Here is a 25,327-nt window from a genome sequence, read left to right on the forward strand (position 1 = left end):
CACGGGAATCGGGTACGTCTCGCGGCGTGACGGATCTCGGGTGGATCGGCTTGATCAGGCACGGTGAGAGCACCGGCAACATCGCGAGGGACCGGGCCGAGGCCGCGGGACTGGACGTCATCGAGATAGCCGAGCGCGACGCGGACGTACCGCTGTCGCCGCGCGGCGAGGAGCACGGCCGGGCCGTCGGCCGCTGGCTGACCTCGCTGCCCGCCGACCAGCGCCCCCAGGTGATCGTGTGCTCGCCGTACCAGCGGACGCTGGCCACCGCGTGGCTCGCCACCCGCGAGATCGACTTCCAGCCGGTGCAGGTGGTGGACGAACGGCTGCGGGACCGCGAACTGGGCATCCTGGACCTGCTGACCGGGCACGGCGTGGCCAAGCAGTACCCCGGTGAGCTGGCCCGGATGCGCAGACTGGGCAAGTTCTACTACCGGCCGCCGGGCGGGGAGTCCTGGGCGGACGTGGCGCTGCGGCTGCGGTCGCTGCTGTCGGACCTGGAGAGGGACCATCCGGGTGAGCGGGTGCTGCTGTTCGGGCACGAGGTGACGGCTTACCTGCTGCGGTACCTGCTGGAGGGGGTGCCGGAGAAGGACCTGTTGGCGGTGGCTCGGAGCTCGGTGGTGGCGAACGGGTCGTTGACGTCGTGGAGTCGGGCGGACGCGGAGTTCCGGCTGGTGCATGAGCATTCGGTGGAGCATCTGGAGGTTGGGGGGTCGGAGGTCGCGGGGTCGGAGGTCGCGGGGTCGGAGGAGCCGACTGTGGAGGTGCCGGTGCGGCCTAGTACTTGGAGGGCTACTCGGTCCAGGGCTTGGAGGAGGACGGGGTAGTTCGGTATTGGATTTGCCGAGGTCGAGGCGGGGTGTCGCTACAGCCGTCTCCGGGTGCGGTCGGCTTGACTTGGGGCCCCTTTTTTGGGCTTCGTCGGGCGAAAAAGGGCAGGTAGTAGAGCCTGCCCGCCGACCAATTTTAAGCCCAAAAACCCCAAGTCAAGCCGACCGCACTAGCGGACGAGCACCGCTCGCTTCCAGCTGGGTTGGGTTACCTGTGTTCCGTTCCAGTGTCGTTGGGCGGCTTGGCTTGGGCGTTGGCCGCCGAAAGCGGCGTCCACGGCGGGGTGGATGCGGGTGTTGAAGGCGGTGGTGCAGGCGGATTCGGATTCCCGGACGTCGATGTAGCTGAGGCCGCCGTCGGGGCGGCGTAGCCAGAAACGTCAAGCGTCGGAGCCCGGAGAGGTTCCGGGTGTGGATCGCCGACTCGTGGACCAGGCTGCTGCTGGTCTGAGCTACCGGGCCCGTTGCACGCGGGCCTCGTCCCACACCGGTTCGTCCACCTCGGACACCACGCCGTCGGAGCGGAACAGCAGGAAGCGGTCGAACGACCGCGCGAACCAGCGGTCGTGGGTCACCGCGACCACGGTCCCGGTGAACTCCTCCAACGCCCTCTGCAGCGCCTCGGCCGAGTTGAGGTCGAGGTTGTCGGTGGGTTCGTCGAGCAGCAGCAGGGTCGATCCCGACAGCTCCAGCAGGAGGACCTGGAACCGCGCCTGCTGCCCGCCCGACAGCGACTCGAACTTCTGGTCGCCGCTCGGTCCGAGGCCGTAGCGGGTGAGGATCGCCATGGCGGCGCCGCGGTCCTTGCCGGTGCGGGTGCCCTCGCCGTGCCAGAGGATGTCGACCAGCGTGCGGCCGATCCACTCCGGGTGCTGGTGGGTCTGGGCGAACAGGCCCGGTACGACCCGTGAGCCGGTCTTGCACACGCCGGTGTGGGCCACCTCGCCGCCGCCGAGCAGCCGCAGGAAGTGGCTCTTGCCGGACCCGTTGGACCCGAGCACCGCGACCCGGTCCCCGAAGAAGATCTCCGTGTCGAACGGCTTCATCAGGCCGGTCAGCTCCAGCTTCTCGCACGTCACCGCGCGGACGGCCGTGCGACCGCCCCTCAGCCTGGGCGTCACCTTCTCGTCGGTGGGCAGCTCGGGCGGTGGGCCCGCGTCCTCGTACTTCTTGAGCTTGGCCGACATGACCCGGTACTTGGCGGCCATGACCTCGGAGATGGTGGCCTGGATCTGCAGGGTGCGCACGAGCTCCTTGAGGCGTTCGTGCTCCTCGTCCCAGCGGCGGTGCAGCTCCTTGAGCCGTTCGATGCGGGCGGTGCGGGCGGCGTGCCAGGTGCCGAACGAGCCGCTGTGCGTCCACGCGCTGTGCGCTTCGACGGTGACGACCTGGGTCGCCGCGATGGACAGCAGCTCGCGGTCGTGGCTGACCAGCAGCACGGCCTTGTCCGTCTCGGACAGCCGCTGCTCCAGCCAGCGCTTGCCGGGCACGTCGAGGTAGTTGTCCGGCTCGTCGAGCAGCAGCACCTGTTCGTGACCCCGAAGCAACGCCTCCAGCACCAACCGCTTCTGCTCGCCGCCGGACAGCGTGCGCACGTCGCGGAAGCGGGCGCGGTCGTAGGGGACGCCGAGCGCGGCGACGGTGACGGTGTCCCAGAGGACCTCGATGTCGTAGCCGCCGTGCTCGCCCCAGGTGGTGATGGCGTTGGCGTACCTCATCTGGGTCGGCTCGTCGTCGACGTCCATCAGCGCCAGCTCGGCGGCGTCCAGGTCGAGCGCGGCCTTGCGCAGGCCAGGTGGGGCGACGGCGAGCAGCAGGTCCCGGACGGTGCTGTCGTCGCGGACCGAACCGACGAACTGCGGCATCACCCCCAGGCCGCCCTGCACGCGAACGCTGCCGGTCGTCGGGGTCAGCTCACCCGAGAGGATCCGCAGCAACGTGGTCTTGCCGACCCCGTTCGCACCCACCAGCGCGACCACGGAACCGGTACCGACCTTGAACGACACATCGCGAAACAGCTCGCGCCCATCCGGCAGGCGGAAGGCGAGACCGTTCGCATCGAGGAACCCCACGGTGGGCCATCGTCGTCTGACATGTGCCGCGCGACCAAATCATTTGGTATCAGGCCGCGCGGTCGCGACTCCAACAGGAGAGGCGCATCACAGGGAAGGAGCTCGATGACCCGCATCGAGTCGGCTCGGTTGGTCGCGGCGCAGCTGGGCGTGCTGGCGACGCTCGGGGCGCTGCCCGATCTGCCGGACGGGCCCCGCCTCGACCGCTCGCCCACGCCGGTGCACGACGTCAACGGCGAGCTGCTGCTGTGGCGGATCGGCACGTGCGGTGGTCGCGGCTACGTCGACGTGGCCGCGCACCCGATGCTGGGCGCGCCGCTGGTGGCGGTCGCGCCGGAGGCGGTCTGGGAACCGGAGGCGCTGCTCGCCGAGGCGCGGGCCAGGGGCGTGGAGCACGACGAGCTGCAGTTCGTGGCCTACAGCTTCCCGAAGCTGGCCGTGCGGTACCTGCTCGACGGGGTCGAGGTGGCGCTGCTGGAGCTGCACACGTGGGAGCGGGTGCCGCCGGTGCGCGCGGACCTGTCCGAGCCGCCCGGCGAGTTCGAGCGGTGGTCGTTCCTGGACGAGCTGTCCCCGCAGGCCCGGCACACCCACGACGAGCGGTACCGGCAGCGCAGGGAGGCGCTGACGCACCTGGCGAACGTGCTGCACGTCGACGACCCGGTGGTGCGGAGGTTCGACCGCAAGATCGTGGAGCAGGTGCTCAAGCCCAGGGTGGACGCGCTGGAGCTGCAGTACTCGCACCGGTTCTCCGACCAGTCGAGCTGCCTCGGCCTGCTCGGGCAGGAGACCAACCGGTGGAGCTCGGCGGCGAGCGCGCAGATGGTGCTGGACTTCTACCGGTACCGCTACGACCAGGAGCGGCTGGCCGACGAGCTGGGGCTGGGCACCGAGGAGCACCCCAGCGGGCTGCCCGCGAGCCGCGACTTCGACGTGGTCAGGGCGTTGGAGAACCTCACCGGCAAGTCGCTGTCGGCGGCCATGTCGACCACGCCGACGTTCGCCGAGTACCGCTCCGAGATCCGCGCGAACCGACCGGTCATCAGCTTCGTCCCCGGTCACTGCCGCGTGGTCACCGGCTACACCCGCACCAGCTCGCTGCTGCTCATCGGCGCCAGCTTCGCCGCCCTCCGCGTCGCCGACCCGTGGCCGCCCAAGGCCGGGGTGGTGACCCGCTGGGAGAACGTGGACACGATCGTCTGCCGGAACACGGTGACGGCGCGGGTGACCCTGGTGCCGTAGCGGGCGGCTGGTCCGACGGGGTGGTGTTCGACCGCCGACCGTACGCGGAGGCGGGGTGGGGCGACTTCTCCCGTGACGGTCGAAGCCCGGACGGGCACCGGTTCCCGAGCACGGAGGAAGCAGTGATCGAGGCAAGCAGCCAGAACGACGCCAAGATCGGCGTCAAGGGGTTCTCGTCGGCGTTCACCCTGGTGGTGATGAGTGCGAAGGGTGCGACGGATTTCCTCACCTGGATCGTGCAGGACCCGACGGTCCTGGTCCACGTGGGTTCCGCCGACCTGGGGGACATCGCGGCGAGCACCGACTACATGGTCAAGGGCAGCGGGAACTGGGTGCGGACCGGCACCAGCCTCAAGGCGGCCCGCGCCGCCACGGGAGAGCCGGTGAACCGGGTCGGCGCGTCGATCGAGCTGAACAACCGCTCAGGGGTCCTGACGCGCGGCTACCTCGAGGTCGCCCGCGTGCTGGCCCACGAGCTCACCCTGCACGCGATGGCCGTGGAGGTCTTCCGGGAGAGGATCCTAGAGCGGGACGCCGAGGTCGAAGAGGAGTGGCGCGACCTCGTCTCGCCCGGTGGTCAGCTCAGCCAGCGGAACCAGCACGACGGCGCGGCGTTCGACCTCAACGCCCACTACGAGCCCCTGATCACCAGGATGTCCGGGAACCTCAAGGAGCAGGGGTACGCGGGCGACGCCGCGACCCTGCGCAAGTACTACGAGGAGGACGTCGTGCACCTGAAGGTGGAGTACGCCAAGCGCGATCTGGGTGCCGAGTACCTCAAGCACCACCTCCTGGAGGGCGTCGTGTTCTGACGCCCCCGGAGGCCCGGTGGTCTAGCGCCAGGTCGTCCCGCGCAGGAGCAGCGACACCGACACCATGCCGAAGCTGAGCAGGGCCGCGCCGATCACCCCCATGCACAGCAGGAACACGCCGAGAGCGCCGAAGAGCACGGCGAGGACCGTGGTGGGTTTGGGGTGGGACCGGCCCACTGCCAGCCGGTTGTCGAGGTGGGGGTCGTCGAGGCGGAACTGGTGCTCGATCTCGTCCAGCGAACGGCGCTCGGATTCACTCAGCATCGGGGGCTCCTCCACATGCTCCAGGCTTGGTGGGAGTACCCCGATCCGGGTCGGCTAATCCCGACTATCCGCGGGAAAGCGCGACGAGCCGCGAGACGGCCCGCAGGTACTTCTTCCGGTACCCGCCGCGCAGCATCTCCTCGGTGAACAGCTCCGAGAGCGGCAGCCCGGACACGGCGACCGGGACGTCGCGGTCGTAGAGCCGGTCCCCCAGCGCGACCAGGCGCAACGCGACGGACTGGTCGGCGGCCGGGTGCACGCCGCGCAGGTGCACGGCGGCGACCCCGTCGACCAGGCGGCCGTAGCGGGACGGGTGCAGCCTGGCCAGCCGGGCGCACAGCTCGTCGAAGTCGTCGAGGGTCGAGCCGGGGGTGGCGTCGGCGCTGGCGGTCAGCTCGGCGTCGGACATCGGCGCGGGAGCGTCGGGCAGGCCGCGGTGCCGGTAGTCGGGGCCGTCGACCCGGACGACCTCGAACCGGGCCGCCATCGCCTGGATCTCGCGCAGGAAGTCCTGGGCGGCGAACCGGCCCTCGCCGAGCTTGTCGGGCAGCGTGTTGGAGGTCGCCGCGACGAACACGCCCGCCTCGGTCAGCTCCTTGATGATCCGCCCGACCAGGGTCGTGTCGCCGGGGTCGTCCAGCTCGAACTCGTCGATCGCGAGCAGCCGGTGGTCCGACAGCCGCCGCACGGCCTCGCCGAACCCGAGCGCGCCGACCAGGTTCGTCAGCTCGACGAACGTGCCGTACGCCTTCGGGCCGGGCACGGTGTGCCAGATCGAGGCGAGCAGGTGGGTCTTGCCGACGCCGAACCCGCCGTCGAGGTAGAGGCCGCGCTTGCCCTCGGGGGCGGACTTGCGGAACAGCGACGTGAGCCAGCCGCCGTCGGAGCCCGCGCCGACCCGCTTGGCGAACGCGGCGCACGCCGTGACGGCCGCGGCCTGGCTGGGCTCGTCCGGGTTGGGGACGTAGGTGTCGAACCGGACACCGTCGAACCGGGGCGGCGGGACCAGGGAGCTCACCAGTTCGTCCGCCTCGATCCGGGGATCTCGGTCGGCCAGGCGCGGGGCGGACATGGGTGGAGGGTATCGGCGTGCTGGGATGGCCGTGTGCAGATGTTGTGGCCACCACAGGCCGGGGAGATCGGCGACGCGGAGCTGGAGCGGGTCTACGACTACCCGCCCGCCCTGGACCGCCCGTGGGTGCAGGTCAACTTCGTGTCCAGCGTCGACGGGGCGGTGTCGGTCGACGGCAAGTCCGGCGCGCTCGGCAACGCGGCCGACAAGAAGGTGTTCGCGCTCGGCCGCGACCTCGCCGACGTGGTGCTGGTCGGCGCGGGCACGGCCGAGGCCGAGGGCTACCGCGGCATCAGGGCGGGCGAGGTGCGCGCGGAACGCCGGGCCCGGCTGGGGCTGGCCCCCGTGCCGCCGATCGCCGTGGTGACCGCCCGCGCGTCCGTTCCGCCGACCTCTCCCCTGCTGACCGACACGTCCGTGCCACCGATCGTGCTGACCACGTCGTCCGCGCAGGCCGAACGCCGGAACGCGCTGGTCGAGGCCGGTGCGGACGTGGTGGTCGTCGGCGAGGACGAGGTGGACCTGGTCGCGGCGCTGCGGGAGCTGGAGCGGCGCGGGCTGCGCCGGGTGGACTGCGAGGGCGGGCCGACGCTGTTCGGGGCGCTGATCGCCGCGGACCTGGTGGACGAGCTGTGCGTCACGGTCGCGCCCGCGCTGGTGGGCGGTGACGCGGGCCGGATCGCGCACGGGGCGACGCCCGAGGTGCCGCGCGGGATGGAGCTCACCTCGGTGCTGCACTCGGAGTCGGCGCTGCTGCTGCGCTACCAACGCGTGCGCTGACCTGCCGCAAGAGGCAGGATGGCCCCGTGCCGCTACCCCTGACCTCACCGCTGCAGCCGATGCTCGCGACCGCGGTCGACGCGATCCCGTCCGGCAAGGACCTGCTGTTCGAGCCGAAGTGGGACGGGTTCCGCTGCCTGGTGTTCCGCGACGGCGACGAGGTGGTGCTCCAGTCGCGCAGCGGGAAGCCGTTGAACCGGTACTTCCCCGAGGTGGTCGCCGCGATGCTCCGGACGCTGCCCGACCGGGTGGTGCTCGACGGCGAGCTGGTGGTCGCGAAGGACGACAGGCTGGACTTCGACGCGCTGTCGGAGCGCATCCACCCGGCCGCCAGCCGGATCGCGCTGCTGTCCGAGCAGATCCCCGCGGCCTACGTGGCGTTCGACCTGCTCGCGCTCGGCGACGAGGTGCTGCTGGAGAAGCCGTGCACCGAACGCCGGGACGCGCTGGTGGCGCTGGTGAAGCCGGGTGACGGGCTCTACCTGACGCCCGCGACCACCGACGCGGGGCTGGCGGCGCAGTGGTTCGAGCTGTTCGAGGGCGCCGGGCTGGACGGCGTGATCGGCAAGCCCGCGGGCTCGGAGTACACGCCGGGCAAGCGGTCGATGATCAAGGTCAAGCACGCCCGCTCGGCGGACTGCGTGGTCGCGGGGCTGCGCTGGCACAAGGACACCGACCCCGGCACGGCCGTCGGGTCGCTGCTGCTGGGCCTGCACGACGACCAGGGCGTGCTGCACCACGTCGGCGTGGTCGGGTCGTTCAAGGCCGACCGCCGCCGGGAGCTGGCCGACGAGCTGCGCGAGCTGATCACCGAAGCCGGGGACCACCCGTGGCTCGGCCCGGACGCCGAGGACGGCCGCAGGCTGCCCGGCGCGATCAACCGGTGGCGCGGCGAGCACGCGTCGTGGGTCCCGCTGCGGCCCGAGCGCGTGCTGGAGATCTCCTACACCCAGACCGAGGGCGGGCACCCGGCCCGGCTGCGGCACAACGGCCAGTTCACCCGGTGGCGGCCGGACCGCGAGGCGGACTCGTGCCGCTACGACCAGCTCGACCAGCCCGCGCGCTACGACGTGGAGTCGGTGCTGCGCGGCGAGGTCAAACCGGCTTAGCGGTCCGGGTGGCGCCCGCGGAGGCGAGCACCACGCAGCACACCGCGACCCACTGCACGGGCCGCAGGGCCTCGCCGAGCACGACCAGGCCGACGAGCGCGGCCATCGCGGGCTCCAGGCTCATCAGGATGCCGAACACCCGCGGCGGGATGCGGCGCAGCGCCTCCAGCTCCAACGAGTGCGGCACCACCGTGGACAGCAGCGCCACGCCGAGGCCGGAGAGCAGCACCAGCGGGTCGAGCAGCACCTGGCTGACGTCGCCGACGCCGAACGGGAGCACCACCAGCGCGGCGAACACCATCGCCAGCGCGAGCCCCCGCCCGTCCGGGGACTGGCTGCCCAACGAGGCCGCGAGCAGGATGTAGGTCCCCCAGCACACGCCCGCGAGCAGCGCGAACACCACACCGGTCCACACCAGGCCGCCGTCGGCGCGGGTCAGCAGCAGCACGCCGCCCGCCGCCAGCAGCGCCCACAGGCCGTCGACCCACCGCCGCGACCCGACCACGGCGACGGCCAGCGGGCCGAGGAACTCGATGGTCACCGCCGCGCCCAGCGGGATCCGTTCGATCGCCTGGTAGAAGAGCAGGTTCATCGCCCCGAGCACCGCGCCGTAGCCGACGACGGTGAGCAGCATCCGCCTGCCGATCCGCACCGAGGGCCGCCACAGGACCACCAGCACCACGGCCGCGAACGCGAGCCGCAACGCCACCGTGCCCGACGTGCCCGCGATGGCGAACAGCTGCTTCGCCAGCGCCGCGCCGACCTGGATGCTGACGATCCCCAGCAGCACCAGCGCGGGCGGAGGGACCGCGCCGAGCACGCGGGCGGCGGTCGGGAGACCACCCACCCCGTCGAACGGACGCTCCGACGCCGGTCCCGCCTGTGCCATCGCCACCAGGCCATCCTGCCCGTCCGAAGAGGATCGGCGCACCCCGATACCCACAGGTCGGGCGCGCTCCGCTCACCGAAGTCTCACCTGGACCGTGCGACCCTTTCGCCCTGTCCGGTCGCATTTTCCGCCGAGAGCGAGGAACACCCGTGCCGCGTCGGCACCACGCCGCCCTGCTGCTGCCGCTGGTCATGATCACCGCGTTGGGCGCGTGCAGCGCCGGACCGTCGATCCGCCCGGTGATCGCCGTGCGCGGCGACAGCGGGACACCCACCGAGGCCGCCCCGTCGGGCCAGCAGCCCGTGCCGGACCTCGAGGACGGCAAGGACAGCGGCCTGAACTGGCAGGAGTGCACGGACTCCACGCTGCTCCGGCTCGGCCCGACCGCGCCGCAGGGCGGCTCGTTCCAGTGCGCGCGCATGTCGTCCACCCTGGACGCGCCGAGCAGGCCCGGCCGCGGCAGCCTCAGCGTCTCGGTGCTCAAGGCGGGCACCGGCAAGAGCCCGCTGGTCGTCGTCAGCGACGCCGACGGCGAGCCCGGCACCCTCAAGGCCGCCCGGCTCGCGTCGTCGCTGCCGCCGGAGGTGCTCAGCAGGTTCAGCCTCATCGGCGTCGACCGCCGCGGCACCGGCAAGTCCGACGGCGTCACCTGCGTCCCCGAGTCGGCCCGGCTCGACATCGTCGAGTTCGACCCGGCGAGCACCGACAACACCGAGCTGCGCGGCGCGATCACCACGGCCAGCCAGGAGTGCGTGCTCGACCTGGAGAACCGGCTGACCGCGATGGACTCGTGGCGCGCGGCCGCCGACCTGGAGAAGCTGCGCGAGGCGCTCGGCGTCGGCAGGCTCAACGCGGTCGGCGTCGGCGACGGCTCCAGGGTCCTCAGCCTCTACGCGAGCCGGTTCCCGAACCGCATCGGCCGGATGGTGTTCGACGGCGCCCCCGACCCCACGCTGGACGCGATCGGCGCCGCGGAGGCCAGGGCCGTCGCCGCCGAGGCCACGTTCGACGCGTTCGCCAAGGACTGCGCCGTGCGCGGCTGCGCGTTGGGCGCGAACGCGAAGCAGGAGTTCACCGCGCTGCTCGACCAGCTCCGTACCACCCCGCTGCGGGTCCTGGGCATCGCCCTGACCCCCGGCACCGCGTCGCAGGCCGTCCTGGTCGGCCTGGCCGACCGCGCCCGCTGGCCCGCGCTGGCCGACGCCATCTCCGCCGCCAAGGCGGGTGACGGCAACGGCCTCGTCGGGTTGGTCGAACCGCTGGTCGCCGACGTCGACGAGAACCCGCCGCGCCTGGACGCCGCCCTCGTGACCGGCTGCAACGACACGTCGACCCGCATCCCGCCGGACCGCGTGACGGTGCTGACCACCGACTGGCGCGAGAAGCACCCCCTGTTCGGCGCCCTGTACGCGCAGCGCCTGCTCCTGTGCGCGTCCTTCCCGGTCCCGTCCCCGCTCAAGGTGCCCGCCCTCAACGGCGCCCCGCCGATCCTGGTCGTCAGCACCGCCACGGACCCCGTCACCCCGCAGCAGGGCACCGAACGCGCGGCCGGTCAGCTGCCCGCGGGGGTCGTGGTCGGGTGGCAGGGCGGCGGACACGGCGCGCTCGGGCTCTCGCAGTGCGCCACCACCGCCGCGAAGGACTTCCTGCTCGACGCCAAGGTCCCCGCCAACGGCACCGTCTGCCCGCCGTGACGGTGGTCGGGCGGGTCTCGCGGCGCCGTCAGCAGCAGTGGTCGCCGCGCCAGGCCTCGCGGCCCTCCCGCACCGCGACGGCGGCGATCGCCAAGGCGACGACCGGGTCCGCCCACCACCAGCCGAGCAGCGAGTTCAGCAGCAGGCCGACGAGGAGCACACCGGACAGGTACGTGCACAGCATCGTCTGCTTCGAGTCCGCGACCGCGCTGGCCGACCCCAGCTCACGCCCGGCGCGGCGTTGCGCGGTGGACAGGAACGGCATGACCAGCAGCGAGACGGCGGCCAGCGCGACACCGACCGGCGAGTGCCCGGCGGCCTCCACGCCCGCCAACGAGCGGATGGCCTCGACGCCGACGTAGGCGGCCAGGGCGAAGAACGAGATCGCGATGACCTTGAGCGCGGCCCGTTCCCTTGACTTCGGATCCTGTCCGGAGAACTGCCACGCCACGGCGCAAGCCGACGCGACCTCGATCACCGAGTCCAGGCCGAACCCGACCAGGGCGGTGGACGAGGCGGCGGTGCCCGCCGAGATCGCGATGACCGCCTCGACGACGTTGTAGGAGATGGTCGCGGCGACGAGGAGCCGCACCCGGCGCGTCAGGGCGGCGCGGCGTCCCGGCTCGACGAGCGGGGGCCGTGGGGCGCAGCACCCGTCGTGCTCCTGCGGCACCGCGACCAGCCGCAGGTCCAAGCGGCCGTCCTCGTTCACCGCTCGGCTCCGCGCGCTGCCGCGGCCGGTTCCTGGTCGTCCGCGCACGGTCGCGCGGTGTCCACGGCCAGCACGACCTGCACCAGCTCGCCCAACGCTCGCGCCAGGTGCGCGTCGGCCAGGTCGTAGCGGACCTGGCGCCCCTCGTAGGTCGCCACGACCAGACCGCACCCGCGCAGGCAGGACAGGTGGTTGGACACGTTGGAGCGGGTCAGGTCGAGCCGGGTCGCGAGCTGACCGGGGTAGCGCACCCCGTCCAGCAGCGCGACCAGGATCCGGCAGCGGGTCGGGTCGGCCAGCGCCCGGCCGAGACGGGCCAGCGCCGACTCCCGCGTCTCACAGGTCAGCATCCACGAAACAGTACAGTCAACGCTGACGTATCACCACGGCTCAGCGGCCGGCGTTCGAGGAGCCGGTGGGGAACTCCTGGGTGCCCAGGACGTGCAGCAGGGCGAGGCGTTCGCGGGACTCGGCGTCGGCCGGGGTGAGCACGACGAGCTGCTGGCCCTGGTCGGGGGTGACCAGGGTTTCGCAGTCCATGACCAGGCGGCCCACCCGCGGGTGGAGGAAGGTCTTGCGGTCGGCGCGGCGGACGGCCACCTGGTGCTCGGCCCAGTACTCGCGGAACTCGGCGCTCGCCGCCGCCAGCCGCTCGACCAGATCGGCGACCACGGGGTCACCGGGACGCCTGCCGACGACCGCGCGCAGGTCGGCCACGATGTGGCGGGTGTGCCGCTCGCGCTCCTCCGGCGGGCCGATCGAGCGGGAGTCGGGGTCGGCGAACCAGCGGTAGGCGACGTACCGCTGGTACCCGGAGAACGCGGTGTGGTCACCCGCCAACAGCGTGGACGCCCGGTTCTGGGCGAGGACCTCACCCAGGTCGGACACGACCATGGCGGGGTTGTCACCGAGCAGGTCGAGCATGCGCAGCAGTCCGGCACGGGCCAGCTGCGCCACGCCCTCGGACGGCGGCGGCCGGTGTCCGGCCAGGTGGAACAGGTGGGCGCGCTCGTCGTCGGACAGGCGCAGCGCCCTGGCCAGCGCGCCCAGCAGCTGCGTGGACGGCTGGCTGCTGCGGCCCTGCTCCAGGCGGACGACGTAGTCGACCGACATCCCGGCGAGGGTGGCCACCTCCTCGCGGCGCAGGCCCGCGGTGCGGCGACGGGGCCCCGCGGCGATGCCGACCTCGGCCGGGCGGATCGCCTCGCGGCGCCTGCGCAGGAAGTCGGCGAGCTGCTCGCGTTGCATGACCCCATGCTCCCCCGACGGCGGCGACCCCATCCAGGGAGCGGCGCTCCCGGGGGAAACGCTCCACTCCCGCATCCCCCGACCGGGTCGCATGGTGGTGGGGACACCGATGAAGGGGAACTGATGCGCACACGAAACCTCGGCAGCACCGGACCGGCCGTCTCGGCGCTGGGGCTGGGCTCGATGGGCATGTCGAGCGGCGCCTACGGCCTGTCCGACCGGGCCGAGAGCATCGCCACCGTGCACGCCGCGCTCGACGCGGGCGTCACGCTGGTCGACACCGCCGACTTCTACGCCATGGGCCACAACGAGCTGCTGCTCGGCGAGGCGCTGCGCGGCCGGGACCGCGACAGCTACCAGCTCAGCGTCAAGTTCGGCCAGCAGCGCGGGCCCGGCCGCGAGGCCGCCGGGCAGGACAGCAGGCCCGCGGCGGTGAAGAACTTCCTGGCCTACTCGCTCACCCGGCTGGGCACCGACCACGTCGACGTCTACCGCCCGTCCCGGCTGGACCCGGCGGTCCCGATCGAGGACACGATCGGCGCCATCAAGGAGATGGTCGACGCGGGCCACGTCCGCCACATCGGCCTGTCCGAGGTCGACGCCACGACGATCCGCCGCGCCCACGCCGTGCACCCGATCAGCGACCTGCAGATCGAGTACTCGGTCCTCACCCGTTCGGTCGAGGCCGACGTCCTGCCCGTGCTCCGCGAGCTCGGCATCGGCCTCACCGCCTACGGCGTCCTGGGCCGCGGCCTCATCTCCGGCCACTGGACCCCCGACCGCGCGGGCGCCCCCGGTGACCAGCGCGGGTTCACCCCGCGCTTCTCGGCCGAGAACGTCACCCACAACCTCGCCCTCACCGACGCGCTGCGCCGGGTCGCCGAGGCCAAGGGCTGCACCGTCGCCCAGCTGGCCATCGCCTGGGTGGCCGCCCAGGGCGAGGACGTCGTGCCGCTGGTCGGCGCCCGCACCCGCGTCCGCCTGGCCGAGGCGCTGCCCGCCATCGACCTGGTGCTCACCGAGGACGACCTCGCCGAGATCGAGAAGGCCGTCCCCGCGGGCTCGGCGCGCGGCGACCGCTACCCGGCCAACCACATGGCGAGCCTCGGCGTGGGCAACTGAACCTGGCACGTCCAGGAATTCCCAATCGGGAAAATCCCGATTCCGTCCACGGGTCCGGCAATTCCAGCCGACGAAGAACCCCGAAATAGCCGAGTTGCGCTCATATTCCGCGCGACCGGTCGGGAACGGCCATTTCCGAACCCCCGATGGACAAGGCGACGGCCCCGGTCCGCGAGGACCGGGGCCGTCACCACCGTCATGTCAACAGCTCGAGCAACACCCGCAACCTGGGCCGGTGCATCCACCACAGCAGTTGCAGCCCCCGAGCTGGGCCTGTTCCACCGTCGTGATCTCTACCGCCATCATGGCCTCCCCGTGATCGAGCGGACCTCCAGCACCGAAGGTATTTCGACCTCACCGTCCGCCCTACCGCTAGCCAGGGGAAGTCCCTTCACTCGATCGCGAACGGTGAATCATCAATACGTCGCAATACGTGTTCACCTGCTTCGGACTTGTCAGCCGGACAGCTCATCCAACGCGCGCTGGGCCACTTCCAGCTCGGCCCGCAGCTGCTCCACCCTCGCGAGGTGGGTTTCGCGGGCCGCGGTGAGCACGGCGTCGACCGCGGCGGCGACCTCCGGGTGGAGGAGCTTGGCGGCCTGGGCGACGGCGCTCGGGGTGAGGGCCGCCTGCCTGAGCGTGCGCTTGACGCCGACGAGGACCTCCGCCGCCCACTCGCCCTCGATGGTCGACGTGAGCGTGATGGTGACCTCGGCGGGCTTCGCGCCCTTGCGCGCGGCCGGAGCGGGCTTGGCCGGAGCGGGCTTCGGCTTCTCCACCACCGGCGGCGGCGCGGGCGTGTAGACGTGCTCGATCTCCGCCGGCTTCTCCGGCTCGGCCTCCTTGACCGGCGGCTTGGCCGCCGGCGCCTTCTTGCGCGGAGGCTTCTCGGTGGTCAGCTCGGCCGGGGAGAACGAGATCTCGTCCCGGTCCCCCGTCGGGCGGACCTGGATGAAGTCGCCCTCCTCGGGTTCGGTGAACGAGATCACCTTCGCCGAGCGCCCGGTTTCGACCCCGACCGCGGCCGAGGTGAACCAGACAGCGGGCTGGCGCCCCTCGGCGAGCTCCGCGCGCAGGTGGTCGAGATCCTGCGGTGACAACGAGCCCTGTGCCATCTGCCCCTCCAAGAACGATCTTGATTTTCCCAACCGGGTGCAGACTGCCTTATGGCACCGACAGTTTTGCCATCGGCATCCGCGACAGCTGCCGGTCGTGCACCCGACCCAGCGCCAACTGTGCGCTGAGGGCACCCAGTAGGGCAAGGAGCATGTCCCACTGGCTGTCCCACACATCCCCTTGCGTGCCAAGGAAGTCCTCCGCCGAGTCGCCACCGATGACGGCCCCGGCCCACTCCAGCAGCTCGTAGGCGGCGCTGATCCCGAGGCAGGTCGCGGTGACCAGGGCGAACAACCAGCGGCCCTGGCGCAGCGGCGTCCGGCGCAGCAGCAGCTCGCGCACGACGATCGCGGGCACGAACCCCTGGACCACGTGGGCGAACCGGTCGTACGGGTTGCGCTGGAGCTCGAACAGGTCGCGCACCCGGAACCCGACGGGGACCTCGGCGTAGGTGTAGTGGCCGCCGACGGCGAGCACGACGGCGTGGCCGACGACCAGCCACCGGGCGAGCCGGGTCAGCGGGAACCGGCGGTGGGTCAGCACCAGGATCGGCAGCGCGACGAGGATCGGCGCCACCTCCAGCAGCCACGTGCCGTAGCTCTTGGGCCCGATGGCGGACACCGCCACGGCCGCCACGACGAGCGACACCTGGACGATCGGTTCGCGTTCCATGCACGGATACTGCCCGCCGGCGGCCGTCCGGACCACCATCCACACAGGACACCGGCGGACGGCTGGGCCGTCCGCCGGCGCGCTCCCCGCGGTCAGGCCGGGTTGCCGTCCGTGCCGCACTTGCGGCCGGGGTTGATGCAGTTGGTCATCCGGCGCTGGAGCTCGTTCGCGTCCCAGGCGTTCATGAAGTCGCCGTGGAACGTGAAGCCGGGGGCGGTCGTCGTGTTGACCCCGTTGACCGTCCCGCCGAGCGAGAGGCCACCGCCGTTCACCGGGTAGGTGATCAGCAGTTCGAGCCGGGGCAGCACGACCGGGTGGGTGCCGGGGCAGCTGCCCGCCCAGAACACCACGTGGTCGCGGTGGTTGGCGGAGTCCAGGTTCCGGCCGTCCCAGCAGGTCGGGAAGTCCAGGTAGGTCTCCAGCTTCGTGCCCGAGGGGCAGTTCATGAAGTCCGGGCTCGACGGGCTCTGCGTCGTGCAGGACCAGCGCGCGGACGGGTTCTCGGCGGGGCTGACCGCCTTGCTGTTGCCCACCACGTACCGCAGTCCCTGCGGTGGCGCCTTGGCCTGCGCCATGTCGTGGATGCCCTGGTAGTAGACCGTCACGCTCTCCGGCGCGACCGGTTGGCCGTTCTTGTACAGCGTCGGCACCCAGTACGCCGACAGGTCGGCGACCGGGTTGCAGTTCGTCGTCGCCGCCTTCAGCGACGTGGTCGTCGAGCTCGCGTTCGTCGACCGGTTGCCGAAGAACTCGTGGACGTGCGAGACGCCGGTCTGACCGGGGAACACGATGGGGTCGTTCCCCGCCCGGTGGCTGCTGGAGCAGGCGACCCGGAACTCCGAGACGCCCTGGACTCCGACCTGGTCCGCGATGGCCCTGGCCTGCTGCTGGTCGACGGCACCGGGGTGGCTGCCGTGCTGCGGCCCCGCTCCCGCGGGCTGGTAGGACACGACCACGCCGATCACGAGCACCGCGATCGTCGTGGCCGTGGCCCCGATGACTCCTCGTAGCCTCCTGCGCATGTCAGCTTCCTCCTCAAGGGGTGAAGCGGCGGCGGATCACTGCCCGAACGAGAACCAGTTGACGTTGACGAAGTCGGCCGGTTGCCCGCTCGTGAAGGTCAGGTAGACGTCCTGCTTGCCGGTCAGCGGCGACATGTTCGCGGGCACCGTGCGCCAGCTCTGCCACCCGCCGGTGTTGGCCAGGGCGAAGGAACCGAGCACGGTCCCGGTCGGGCTGCCCGTGCGCACCTCGACCAGGCCGCTCACGCCGTCGGCCGCGCCGCTGGCGACCCGCGCGCTGAACTGCCGCCCGGTGGCGGAGCCGAAGTCGACCCCCCGGAACAGCGCCCAGTCGCCGTTGCGGAGCCCGGCGATGTTCTGCCCCGCGCCGGTGTCGGTCGTGGTCTCGGTGACCACGCCGTCCTGCCCGTCGAACGACTCCGCCTGGATGGCAGCGAACGCGTTGCGACTGCCCGTCGGCGGCGGCGTGGTCGTGGTGGTCGTCGTCGTGGTCGTGGTCGGCGGGTTGCTGCTGCCGGTGCCGGAGTCGACGCCCGAGCCCGCCGGACCGCGCCACCCGGTCGAGGCCGCCGGGACGGACAGCGTCTGGCCGTCGGAGAACGCCACCGTCGCCGCGGTCGCGCCGGGGTTGTAGGCCACGTACGTCCTCGCGCCGTTCTTGTTCAGCACGGCGTAGGTCGGGACGTTCGCGGTGACCGAGTGGTCGGGCGTGCCGTAGGTGTTGAGCGAGGTGATCCAGTGGTAGGCGTGCGGCCGGGAGTCACCGGACTCCGGCTCCAGCCCACCGCCGTAGTTCGCCAGCGCCTGCGCCGGGTCGGCGATGGCCAGGAACTCGGTGATGACGTCCTTCCACTCCACCTCGGTGCCGCCGTTGTTGGCGCGCATCTCGTTGATGTTCTGGACGATGTCGGCCTTCCAGGCCCCGTGGTAGAGCGAGCCGCCGGTGATCGGCAGCATGTTGATGCCGTGGATCTCCTCCGGGTTCGCGGTCCACCACGTGCTGTAGGCGCCGCCGTTGCCCCACACGATGCCGACCGTGCTGTGTGGGAATGCTGGCGGGAACACGGAACCCTGTGCCTGATTGCCGGCTCCGCCGTCGACGTTGAACCAGTACTGGCCAATGGCGGACTGCTGCGTCGTGTAGAGGTAGATCCCCGCGTCGCGCAGGGCGTTGTCGCCGGTCGCCTGGCCGAACAGCACCGCGGCGGTCGCGAACATCATCGACTCCGAGGACGACTCCTCGTTGTTGCCCGCCGCGAAGCCCTGGTGGCCGGACGCCCAGTTCTGGCCCGCGTAGGCGTCGAACGTGCGCAGGAACGGGAACCGGCTCTCGGAGCGGTCGTAGTTGTTGGCGTCCTTGACGAGCAGCTTGACCATGCCGCCGTAGCGGGCGTCCGCGGCCCACGCCGGGTCGTGCTGCGCGACGACGGCCGCGGCCAGGACGTAGTAGCCGTAGTGGAAGTGGTGGTCGTTGAGCTCGCTGTCGGAGCCGAACGACGCCGGGTAGCCGATCAGCGTGTCCCAGGTCGAGTCGTAGGCGAAGTGCCTGCCCGACTCCCCCGGCGTGGCGGTGAGCCAGTCGCTGAGCCGGTCGCGCAGCAGCGCGATCAACCGGTCGCGGCCCGCGGTGTAGCCGATCTGGTTGGCGATCCTGGCCAGGTTCGACAGCCGGTTCAGGGCCTTGCCGGTCCAGTAGGTGTCCGACGCGCCCTTCCACGGGTCCGCCGCGTTCAGCTCGGCGTCGATCTCGGTGCGCAGCCGGGCGGTGTCGGCCTGGCCGGACAGCGGCAGCGCGGGCAGCACACCGCTGAACGCCTGCCTGGTCGTGAACGAGCCGCCCTCGCGAAGCCGCATCTCACCGCGCGGCGAGGTGTAGCGGTGGGCGGTGACCGCGTCGGCGGAGTTCAGCCACTGGTGGCGGTAGAGGGCCTGGAGCGTGCCGGTCTGCGTGCCCTGCCGGGCGACCGTGGTCGCGGCGTAGGTCGCCGACGACTGCGCGGTGGCCGAGTCGTAGGACCACGTGACCTTCGTGTCGGTGACGAAGGAGAACGCGTACTTCTGGAACAGGGGCAGCGCGTCGCGCGACGGCAGCAGCGCCACCGAGAAGAACGCCGCGGCCGAGGTCGCCTCGGACCCCGAGACCGTCCACGCGCTCGGCGAGAACGCGGCGTAGTCGTGGCCGTTGACCGTCACCCCGAGGACGCCGGGAGTCGTGCTGCTCCACACGGTCGCGGTCGCGTTGAAGCCGACGCGGGCGGTGCCGCCGGTCGCCTCCGCGAACACGTACGGCAGGCCGTGGCCGATGGTGGCGCGCAGGGTGCGCCCGCCTCCGGTCCACAGTGGACTGACGGTCCAGTCCGACCAGCCGTCGACCGCGACACCGGACGAGCTCAGGCCGGAGACGCCGACGAACAGGTCGTCGCGGTGCATCATCTCGTAGGCGGTGCCGTTGGAGACGACCGCGGCCGTGTTCGGGTACCCGACCCCGAGGCCCTGCGCCGCGGCGTGGAACGACATCGGGTGGGCGTAGAGGTTCTCGCCGTACGGGTTGCCCGCGTACCGCTGCCAGACCAGGGAGGACCACCACTCGTTCGTCGGCACCGGCTGACCGGCCATCCGCGAGGTGACCTTCGGCGTGACGGGCGCCCCGTCGGAGTTCGACGGACCCACCGTTCCCGCCGGTCTCCCGGTGGCGTAGCTCCCGGCGCCGACCGCGACCGCGTTGGCGGCGGGAGGCAGGACGACGGCTATCGCGGTGGCCGCGACCAGCGCCGCGGCGAACGCGGCCAGGCGTGGACGGGTAGAACGCACGGGGGACCTCCAGTGGAGTGACAGGGACTCACACTGTGAGAGCGCTCTCACATTAAAGACACGGTAAACCCCGCGTGACGGCGTGTCCACGCTTTGTTTCCGCCGCGCGTCTTGCTTGGAAACTCAGTCCGCGTCTTCCCCGACATCGCGCAACCGGTACTCGCACCCGTACTCCACCGCGTACTGCAGGTCGTAGTGGTGCACGATCTTCGGCCCGCCGTGCAGGTGGACGTGCGTCAACGTCGGCTTCGGCTCCGCCTGCGGCTCCGCGAGCGAGTCCACCCGCCCGTCCAGAGGCCCACCGACGAACCGGACCACATAGGCATGAGTCATCGCGACCTCCCACTCCCTCGCCTCGACCGTCCAGCCCATCGTACGAGGGCGGACGGGCATTCAGGGGAATCCGGCGGTACTTCCAGCCGGTTGGCTCAGGGGGTTCGGGGGTGGAAGCACAGGTCAGCAAGGCTGTCACCCGAACGTGCCGCCGGTGCGCGGCCAAGTGGATCTTTGTCGTATGATCGCGTCGAAAATCGACGAAAGTGGTCACCGGGGCGTCCGCTGGAAGTGCGAGGTCCGCCCCACGGCTGACGATCGGCGGAATGGCCGCAAACCATTCCCCGCACGTGGAGCACCATCCACTCCCTCGGGTCGCACCTTTGGCCGCGGATCTCCTTGGAGGGTCCATGCGCACCACTCACGACCGCGGCTTCTTCGGCGGCGAGAGCGGCGACAAATAGCCCCCACCAGGGTTTTGTCCGCGAGTGATCACGGACCCCGTTGCGCGCACGACCTGCGCGAACGGGGTCCGTTCACGTTCTGGTCCGAGCAGTCCGCGGATTTCGGACCGCACAACTGCGCATTCGCGATGACCGCCCCGCGTAATGCGGTCCCGTTCATACGCGGGGTGAATTGACCCTCCCCTCATCCGCTGTTTTAGTTCGATCAACCGCGGACCGAGTGCCGCGCGCACCCCAGCGGAAGGGGGCGGGCGATGCTGACGAGCTTCATCACGTACCTGGAGGACTACCTGGACAGGGCCGGACTCCAGGGTCTGGCCAGGGGCGCTCTCGGCATCCTCGCGTTCGCGAGCGTCCTGAGCGCGCTGTTCGGCACCAGCGCGTTCAAGGCCGCGGGGATCGTCATCTGGATCCTGGGCACGCTCGGCCTGCTGGCGGTGCAGATCGGCTCGAACACCGGACTGCGGCGCGACAACGCCGACTACCGCAAGCTGCTGTCCGACCAGTGCAACAGGACCTACGAGGAGTCCGACCACCTGTGGCGGATCGACCGGTGGGAGGAGGCCGTCACCATCCGGGCGAACGGCGACGCCAAGGGGACCATCGCGGTGCGGGCGATGGTGGAGACGGACGACCTGCCGTTCTTCCGGTTGCGCGTCGGCCCGAACTGGGACCAGCCGGAGAAGGACCGGCGTCGGGTGCACGTGACCGTGAGCAGCATCAAGCGCAACGGCATCGGTGGCACGCGCTGGCCGTTGACGACGCACTGGCTGTCGGACGGCCGGTTCGAGGTGCTGGTGCACTTCGGCGCCACCGTGCCCGAGAAGGGCGAGGAGCTGACGCTGAACGTCGTCTACGACTGGCCCGGTAAGGGCTTTCCGCTGATGAGGCAGCGCAAGCCGGACGAGTTCGTCATGGCCATGGGGCGACCGCTGGCCTACTTCAGCTACGAGGTCACCCTGCCTCCCTCGACCAAGGTGGACTGCGACCCCGTCGGCCTGGGCGAGTCGGACAGGTTCACGCTCGACCCCGCGACCGAGGCGGTCCCGGTCGTCCGGCTGGTCGTCGAGGACATCGCGGCCGACCGGCGGATCGGGGTCAAGCTCGACCTGAAGTAGGTGGAGCCCCCTCGGGAGGAGGCTCCACCGCTTCACAGGCGGGGGAACACGGGTGCGATCGGGGCGGTGCCGTCGCATTGCGCCTGGATGCGGGCGGCCGCGGCGGGGAGGAACGGGGTGAGGTGGGTGGCGAGGGAGTGGCAGGTGGTGAGCAGTTCGCCGAGGACGGCGGGGAGGGTGGGGTCGTTCCGCTTGGCGAGTGCCCAGGGTTTGGTGGACTGGATGTAGCGGTTGGCCTCGGTGGCGATGCGGGTGACCGCCTCGACGGCGCGGCGGAAGTCGAAGTCGGCCAGGGCGTGGTCGATCGTGGCGGCGGCCTCGGCGCGGGCCGCGCGGAGGGTGGTGGCGCGGGGGTCGTCGCCGTGGGCGGGGCCGTACCTGGTGAGCATGGTGAGGGTGCGGTTGACCAGGTTGCCGATGTTGTTGGCCAGGTCCTCGTTGGCGCGGGCGACCAGGCGTTCGGGGGTGTAGTCGGTGTCGCCCGCGCGGGCGACCTCGCGGAGCAGCCACCAGCGGACGGCGTCGGTGCCGTGGGTGGCGATGACGGCGGCGGGGTCCTCGGCGTTGCCGAGGGACTTGCTGATCTTCTCGCCGCCCGCCGTCAGGTACTCGTGCACGAAGATCGTCGTCGGCTGCGCCAGCCCGGCGGACAGCAGCATCGCGGGCCAGTACACGGCGTGGAAGCGGACGATCCCCTTGCCGATCACGTGCACCCGCTCGTCGGCGCCGTCCCACCAGTGCCGGAACCCCTCGTCGTCGGTGCCGTAGCCCGGCGCGGTGAGGTAGTTGGCGAGCGCGTCGAACCAGACGTAGACGACCTGCCCCGGATCGCCGGGCACCGGGACGCCCCACCCGCGGGCGCGGGCGACGCCGCGGCTGACGCTGAAGTCCTCCAGTCCTGATCGGACGAACGCCAGCACCTCCTTCTTGCGGGACAGGGGTTCCACCCGGACCACGTCGTCGGCGACGAGCCTCTCCACCTGGTGCTGGTACCGGCTCAACCGGAAGAACCAGTTCTCCTCGGTCACCTCCTCCGGCACGGTCCCGTGCTCCGGGCACCGCCCGTCGACCAGTTCGCCGGGCGGGTAGAACAGCTCGCACCCCACGCAGTACAGCCCGGTGTACTCGCGCCGGTAGAAGTCGTCGGCGCACGCCGCCCACAGCTCCGCCACCCCCGGCGCGTGCCGCGGGTCGGAACCCGTCCGGATGAAGTCGTCGAACCCCGTCCCCAACGCGGCCCCCAACTCGCGGAACCGCTCCGCGACCCGTGCCACGTACACCGCGGGCGTCACCCTCGCGGCCTCGGCGCTGTGCACGTTCTTCAGCGCGTTGTCGTCGGTCCCGGTCTGCGCCCGCACCTCGTCCCCGCGCTGCCGCCGATGTCGGGCCAGCACGTCGACCTGCACCAGCTCCAACGCGTGCCCGATGTGGGGCCTGCCGTTGACGTACGGGATGGAGGTCGTCACGTTGTAGCGGCTCATCACTGCCTCTCCGCCCCTGACGACAGGCTCGCACGAGGTGGCCCCAGGGGCCTCCTCGTCTGCGGGTCAGGACGTGCGGAGGAAGCCGGACGACGTCATCCGGCCGCACATGCTCGTGGCGGTGTTCCTCAACACGCCCCCGATGCTACGCGGACCCGCCCGCGCTGCGGACCCCCTTCACCGCGAAGTACGGTCCCTCATGGCCGCTTACCGAGTAGTCCTGCCCGTGGGGTGCACCGAGGTCACGCTGGTCCGGCCCGAGGACGGGGCGGAGACGGTGGTGAGGTTCGATCGGGCGACGGCGAGCGGGCCGTTGTTGCGGGAGGACGTGACGCGGCGGTTGCGGGACTACCTGGCGCGCGACCCGGCCTCGACGGCGCCGGCGTTGGTGGACCTGATGGTGCGCGACCTCGGGTTCCAGGTGGCGCCGTTGGCGGCGCGGTCGCCGATCCGGTTGACCGTCCTGGATCGACGGGCCGTCACGTTGTGGGTGGGTGGGTCGACGTTGACGAGCACCAGCAAGCAGCAGACGCCGTTCGCGCTGACGTTGCCGGGCGCCGTGCAGAAGGACGACGTGCGGGTCGTGTTCCGGCTCAACAGCCCCGGCACCGACGCGCCAGCGGTGGCGCGGGCGTTCCGGGACTGGGCGGCGCGGTAGCTACTCGGCGGGCTTCTTCGCCTTCGACGGCTGCACGCGCATCGGTTCGCCGGGCATCTTCGGGTAGTCGGGCGGGTAGGGCATCTCGCCGCGGTCGTCCTTGGCGTACCACTCGAGCAGGGTCTCCAGGCCGAAGGCCTGCGAGTCGAGGGCGGCGTGCGGATCGCCGTGTTCGGCCAGGTAGGCCGGGACGGTGAGGACGTCGAAGTCGTCGGGGTCCACTGTGGACAGCTGGTCCCAGGTGACGGGGGTGGAGACGGTGGCGCGCGGGGTGCCGCGGACCGACCAGGCGGAGGCGATGGTGCGGTCCCTGGCGGCCTGGTTGAAGTCGATGAAGACCTTCTGGCCGCGCTCCTCCTTCCACCACGACGTGGTCGCCAGGGCGGGCATCCGGTTCTCCACCTCGCGGGCGAGGGCGATGACGGCGTGGCGGACGTCGACGAAGTCCCACTCCGGGCGGATGCGGACGGCGACGTGGACGCCGCGGCCGCCGGAGGTCTTGGGGTAGCCGGTCATGCCCAGTTCGGACAGGACCTCGTTCAGCACGGCGGCGACCTTCACGGCGTCGCGGAAGTCCGTGCCGGGCTGGGGGTCGAGGTCGACGCGGAGCTCGTCGGGGTTGTCGACCAGCGGCCTGCGGACGGGCCAGGGGTGGAAGTCGAACGTGCCGAGGTTGGCCGCCCAGGCGATGACGGCGGGCTCGGTCGGGCAGACCTCGTCGGCGGGGCGGCCGGAGGGGAACCTGATGCGCGCGGACTCGAGCCACTCGGGCGCGTTCTTCGGCACGCGCTTCTGGTAGAACGCCTCGCCGGTCACGCCGTCCACGAACCGCTTCAACGTGGTCGGGCGGTCGCGCAGCACGCCCAGTAGCGGCTCGGCCACGGCGAGGTAGTACTCGACCACCTGGCGCTTGGTGATGCCGCGCTCGGGGAAGTACACCTTGTCCGGATTCGACACCCGCACGGTCCGCACACCGTGCGGACCGGGGACCTCCAGCTCCAAAGCCTGCGCCATCCCGGCAGGGTAAAGGACAATGGCGGCATGTGCCGAAGCATCAAGACGCTCCGCCCGCCCTTCGAGGACGAGGTGACCGAAGGCGACATGCGCGCCGCCGCCCTGCAGTACGTGCGGAAGGTGTCCGGTTTCCGGTCGCCCGCCGCGCACAACGCCGAGGCGTTCGAACGAGCCGTGGACCAGATCACCGCCGCCACCGTGGAGCTACTCGCGCACCTCGAGGTCAGGGGACACGCGAAGTAGCTCCAGCCCCTCCACGAAGGCCCGCAGCGCCAGCTCGAAGCTGTCCCGGTCCAGCTCCTCGGCGACCGTGGACAGCAGGTGCGCCTTGTCCAGGTGCGGGTACCGGCCCTGGTAGACCGAGGCGTCGGTGGAGAACCCGCTGGAGAACGTGCTCAGCGCTGCGCCGAACACCAGGTACATCAGCGACGCGGCGATCATCGTGGCGTGCCGCCTCGGCCACCCCGCGTCCACGAGGGCGCCGTGCATGACGTCGAGGCGCCGCAGCGACGCGTCGCGACCGGCGGGCCCGTAGGCGAGGAACGGCACGATGTTCGGGTGCTGCGACAGCGCGGCCCGGTAGGAGCGCGCGCTGACGACGAGGCCGCGCCGCCAGTTCCCGTCCTCGAAACCGGACACGTCGACCTCCTCCAGCACCTCGGCGGCGATCTCGTGCAGCAGGTCGTCCTTGGTCGCCACGTGCCCGTAGAGCGACGGCGCGCGCACGCCCAGTTCGGTGGCGAGCTTGCGCATGGAGAGCCCGTCCAGGCCGTCGCGGTCGATGATGCCGAGCGCGACCTCCCGGATGCGGTCCCCGCTGAGGATGGGGATGCTCGGTCGAGGCATGAC

The 25,327-nt window shown here is 71.4% G+C and carries 25 protein-coding genes; 10 read left to right on the forward strand and 15 right to left on the reverse strand.

All coding sequences use genetic code 11. The features are described from left to right. Nucleotides 1-26: 26 nt before the first annotated feature. Nucleotides 27-830 (forward strand): histidine phosphatase family protein, encoded by an 804-nt coding sequence (locus tag CLV43_RS44665; protein ID WP_106196630.1) that lies wholly within the window; start codon nt 27-29, stop codon nt 828-830. Between the two features lie 455 nt (nt 831-1,285). Here the strand turns inward: CLV43_RS44665 and CLV43_RS44670 are convergent, their stop codons facing one another. Next, nucleotides 1,286-2,905, reverse strand: coding sequence for an ABC-F family ATP-binding cassette domain-containing protein (locus CLV43_RS44670; protein ID WP_106196631.1), 1,620 nt, complete (start codon nt 2,903-2,905; stop codon nt 1,286-1,288). Between the two features lie 105 nt (nt 2,906-3,010). Here CLV43_RS44670 and CLV43_RS44675 point away from each other — a divergent pair, with 105 nt between their 5' ends. Further along, nucleotides 3,011-4,147 carry a C39 family peptidase gene (locus CLV43_RS44675; RefSeq protein ID WP_106196632.1) on the forward strand — a complete coding sequence of 379 codons (1,137 nt, stop codon included), beginning with the start codon at nt 3,011-3,013 and terminating at the stop codon, nt 4,145-4,147. A gap of 122 nt (nt 4,148-4,269) precedes the next feature. Beyond that, the gene (locus CLV43_RS44680) at nt 4,270-4,959 is read left to right on the forward strand and encodes a hypothetical protein (protein WP_146175155.1); all 690 of its coding nucleotides are present in this window, start codon (nt 4,270-4,272) and stop codon (nt 4,957-4,959) included. A gap of 21 nt (nt 4,960-4,980) precedes the next feature. Here CLV43_RS44680 and CLV43_RS44685 read toward each other — a convergent pair whose 3' ends face one another. Together CLV43_RS44685 and zapE are read right to left on the reverse strand one after the other, a co-directional pair. Then, entirely contained in the window at nt 4,981-5,223 is a 243-nt protein-coding gene (locus tag CLV43_RS44685; protein WP_106196634.1) for a DUF3040 domain-containing protein, read from the reverse strand. A gap of 64 nt (nt 5,224-5,287) precedes the next feature. Then, entirely contained in the window at nt 5,288-6,295 is a 1,008-nt protein-coding gene (zapE, locus tag CLV43_RS44690; RefSeq protein ID WP_106196635.1) for a cell division protein ZapE, read from the reverse strand. Nucleotides 6,296-6,334: 39 nt separating this feature from the next. On the opposite strand from zapE, the gene CLV43_RS44695 reads away from it, so the two are divergent. Beyond that, nucleotides 6,335-7,075 (forward strand): pyrimidine reductase family protein, encoded by a 741-nt coding sequence (locus CLV43_RS44695; protein WP_106196702.1) that lies wholly within the window; start codon nt 6,335-6,337, stop codon nt 7,073-7,075. A 26-nt stretch (nt 7,076-7,101) separates the two neighbouring features. Beyond that, a complete protein-coding gene (locus tag CLV43_RS44700) occupies nt 7,102-8,184 on the forward strand; it encodes an ATP-dependent DNA ligase (RefSeq protein WP_106196636.1) in 1,083 nt (360 codons plus the stop codon). Here CLV43_RS44700 and CLV43_RS44705 read toward each other — a convergent pair. Further along, entirely contained in the window at nt 8,171-9,073 is a 903-nt protein-coding gene (locus CLV43_RS44705) for an EamA family transporter (RefSeq protein ID WP_106196703.1), read from the reverse strand. The two genes, CLV43_RS44700 and CLV43_RS44705, sit on opposite strands and share 14 nt — an antisense overlap. A gap of 149 nt (nt 9,074-9,222) precedes the next feature. Between CLV43_RS44705 and CLV43_RS44710 the strand changes: the two genes are divergently transcribed. Continuing rightward, entirely contained in the window at nt 9,223-10,767 is a 1,545-nt protein-coding gene (locus tag CLV43_RS44710; protein WP_106196637.1) for an alpha/beta hydrolase, read from the forward strand. A gap of 28 nt (nt 10,768-10,795) precedes the next feature. Here the strand turns inward: CLV43_RS44710 and CLV43_RS44715 are convergent, their stop codons facing one another. From CLV43_RS44715 to CLV43_RS44725, 3 genes are read right to left on the reverse strand one after another with little or no spacing between them, the layout of a single operon-like run. Next, nucleotides 10,796-11,449 (reverse strand): cation efflux transmembrane domain-containing protein, encoded by a 654-nt coding sequence (locus tag CLV43_RS44715; protein WP_211304869.1) that lies wholly within the window; start codon nt 11,447-11,449, stop codon nt 10,796-10,798. A 26-nt stretch (nt 11,450-11,475) separates the two neighbouring features. Beyond that, entirely contained in the window at nt 11,476-11,829 is a 354-nt protein-coding gene (gene cmtR, locus CLV43_RS44720) for a Cd(II)/Pb(II)-sensing metalloregulatory transcriptional regulator CmtR (RefSeq protein WP_106196638.1), read from the reverse strand. Nucleotides 11,830-11,869: 40 nt separating this feature from the next. Next, nucleotides 11,870-12,727, reverse strand: a complete 858-nt coding sequence (locus tag CLV43_RS44725) for a helix-turn-helix transcriptional regulator (protein ID WP_106196639.1) — start codon at nt 12,725-12,727, stop codon at nt 11,870-11,872. Between the two features lie 123 nt (nt 12,728-12,850). On the opposite strand from CLV43_RS44725, the gene CLV43_RS44730 reads away from it, so the two are divergent. After that, on the forward strand, nt 12,851-13,849 hold the full coding sequence (locus CLV43_RS44730; RefSeq protein ID WP_106196640.1) for an aldo/keto reductase: 999 nt from the start codon (nt 12,851-12,853) through the stop codon (nt 13,847-13,849). Nucleotides 13,850-14,304: 455 nt separating this feature from the next. Here CLV43_RS44730 and CLV43_RS44735 read toward each other — a convergent pair whose 3' ends face one another. The 5 genes from CLV43_RS44735 to CLV43_RS44755 form a co-directional block, all read right to left on the reverse strand. Then, entirely contained in the window at nt 14,305-14,964 is a 660-nt protein-coding gene (locus CLV43_RS44735; protein ID WP_106196641.1) for a DUF6319 family protein, read from the reverse strand. A 49-nt stretch (nt 14,965-15,013) separates the two neighbouring features. After that, nucleotides 15,014-15,637, reverse strand: a complete 624-nt coding sequence (locus tag CLV43_RS44740) for a DUF2238 domain-containing protein (protein WP_106196705.1) — start codon at nt 15,635-15,637, stop codon at nt 15,014-15,016. 92 nt (nt 15,638-15,729) lie between these two features. Then, a complete protein-coding gene (locus tag CLV43_RS44745; protein WP_106196642.1) occupies nt 15,730-16,659 on the reverse strand; it encodes a DUF1996 domain-containing protein in 930 nt (309 codons plus the stop codon). Nucleotides 16,660-16,695: 36 nt separating this feature from the next. Continuing rightward, on the reverse strand, nt 16,696-19,470 hold the full coding sequence (locus tag CLV43_RS49885) for a glycosyl hydrolase (protein WP_106196643.1): 2,775 nt from the start codon (nt 19,468-19,470) through the stop codon (nt 16,696-16,698). Nucleotides 19,471-19,593: 123 nt separating this feature from the next. Further along, nucleotides 19,594-19,803 carry a hypothetical protein gene (locus CLV43_RS44755; RefSeq protein ID WP_106196706.1) on the reverse strand — a complete coding sequence of 70 codons (210 nt, stop codon included), beginning with the start codon at nt 19,801-19,803 and terminating at the stop codon, nt 19,594-19,596. 658 nt (nt 19,804-20,461) lie between these two features. Between CLV43_RS44755 and CLV43_RS47490 the strand changes: the two genes are divergently transcribed. Next, nucleotides 20,462-21,325, forward strand: a complete 864-nt coding sequence (locus CLV43_RS47490; protein WP_146175156.1) for a hypothetical protein — start codon at nt 20,462-20,464, stop codon at nt 21,323-21,325. 32 nt (nt 21,326-21,357) lie between these two features. Here the strand turns inward: CLV43_RS47490 and metG are convergent, their stop codons facing one another. After that, complete coding sequence (gene metG, locus CLV43_RS44765) at nt 21,358-22,806, reverse strand: methionine--tRNA ligase (protein ID WP_106196644.1); 1,449 nt, start codon at nt 22,804-22,806, stop codon at nt 21,358-21,360. Nucleotides 22,807-23,005: 199 nt separating this feature from the next. On the opposite strand from metG, the gene CLV43_RS44770 reads away from it, so the two are divergent. Further along, the gene (locus CLV43_RS44770) at nt 23,006-23,464 is read left to right on the forward strand and encodes a hypothetical protein (protein ID WP_146175157.1); all 459 of its coding nucleotides are present in this window, start codon (nt 23,006-23,008) and stop codon (nt 23,462-23,464) included. Here CLV43_RS44770 and ligD read toward each other — a convergent pair whose 3' ends face one another. Further along, complete coding sequence (ligD, locus tag CLV43_RS44775) at nt 23,465-24,478, reverse strand: non-homologous end-joining DNA ligase (protein ID WP_106196646.1); 1,014 nt, start codon at nt 24,476-24,478, stop codon at nt 23,465-23,467. A gap of 27 nt (nt 24,479-24,505) precedes the next feature. Between ligD and CLV43_RS44780 the strand changes: the two genes are divergently transcribed. Beyond that, complete coding sequence (locus CLV43_RS44780; RefSeq protein WP_106196647.1) at nt 24,506-24,721, forward strand: DUF2277 domain-containing protein; 216 nt, start codon at nt 24,506-24,508, stop codon at nt 24,719-24,721. Here the strand turns inward: CLV43_RS44780 and CLV43_RS44785 are convergent. Continuing rightward, entirely contained in the window at nt 24,683-25,324 is a 642-nt protein-coding gene (locus CLV43_RS44785; protein ID WP_106196648.1) for a TetR/AcrR family transcriptional regulator, read from the reverse strand. The genes CLV43_RS44780 and CLV43_RS44785 overlap by 39 nt on opposite strands. Between the last annotated feature and the right edge of the window lie 3 nt (nt 25,325-25,327).

Source organism: Umezawaea tangerina (assembly GCF_003002815.1).
GTDB lineage: Bacteria > Actinomycetota > Actinomycetes > Mycobacteriales > Pseudonocardiaceae > Umezawaea > Umezawaea tangerina.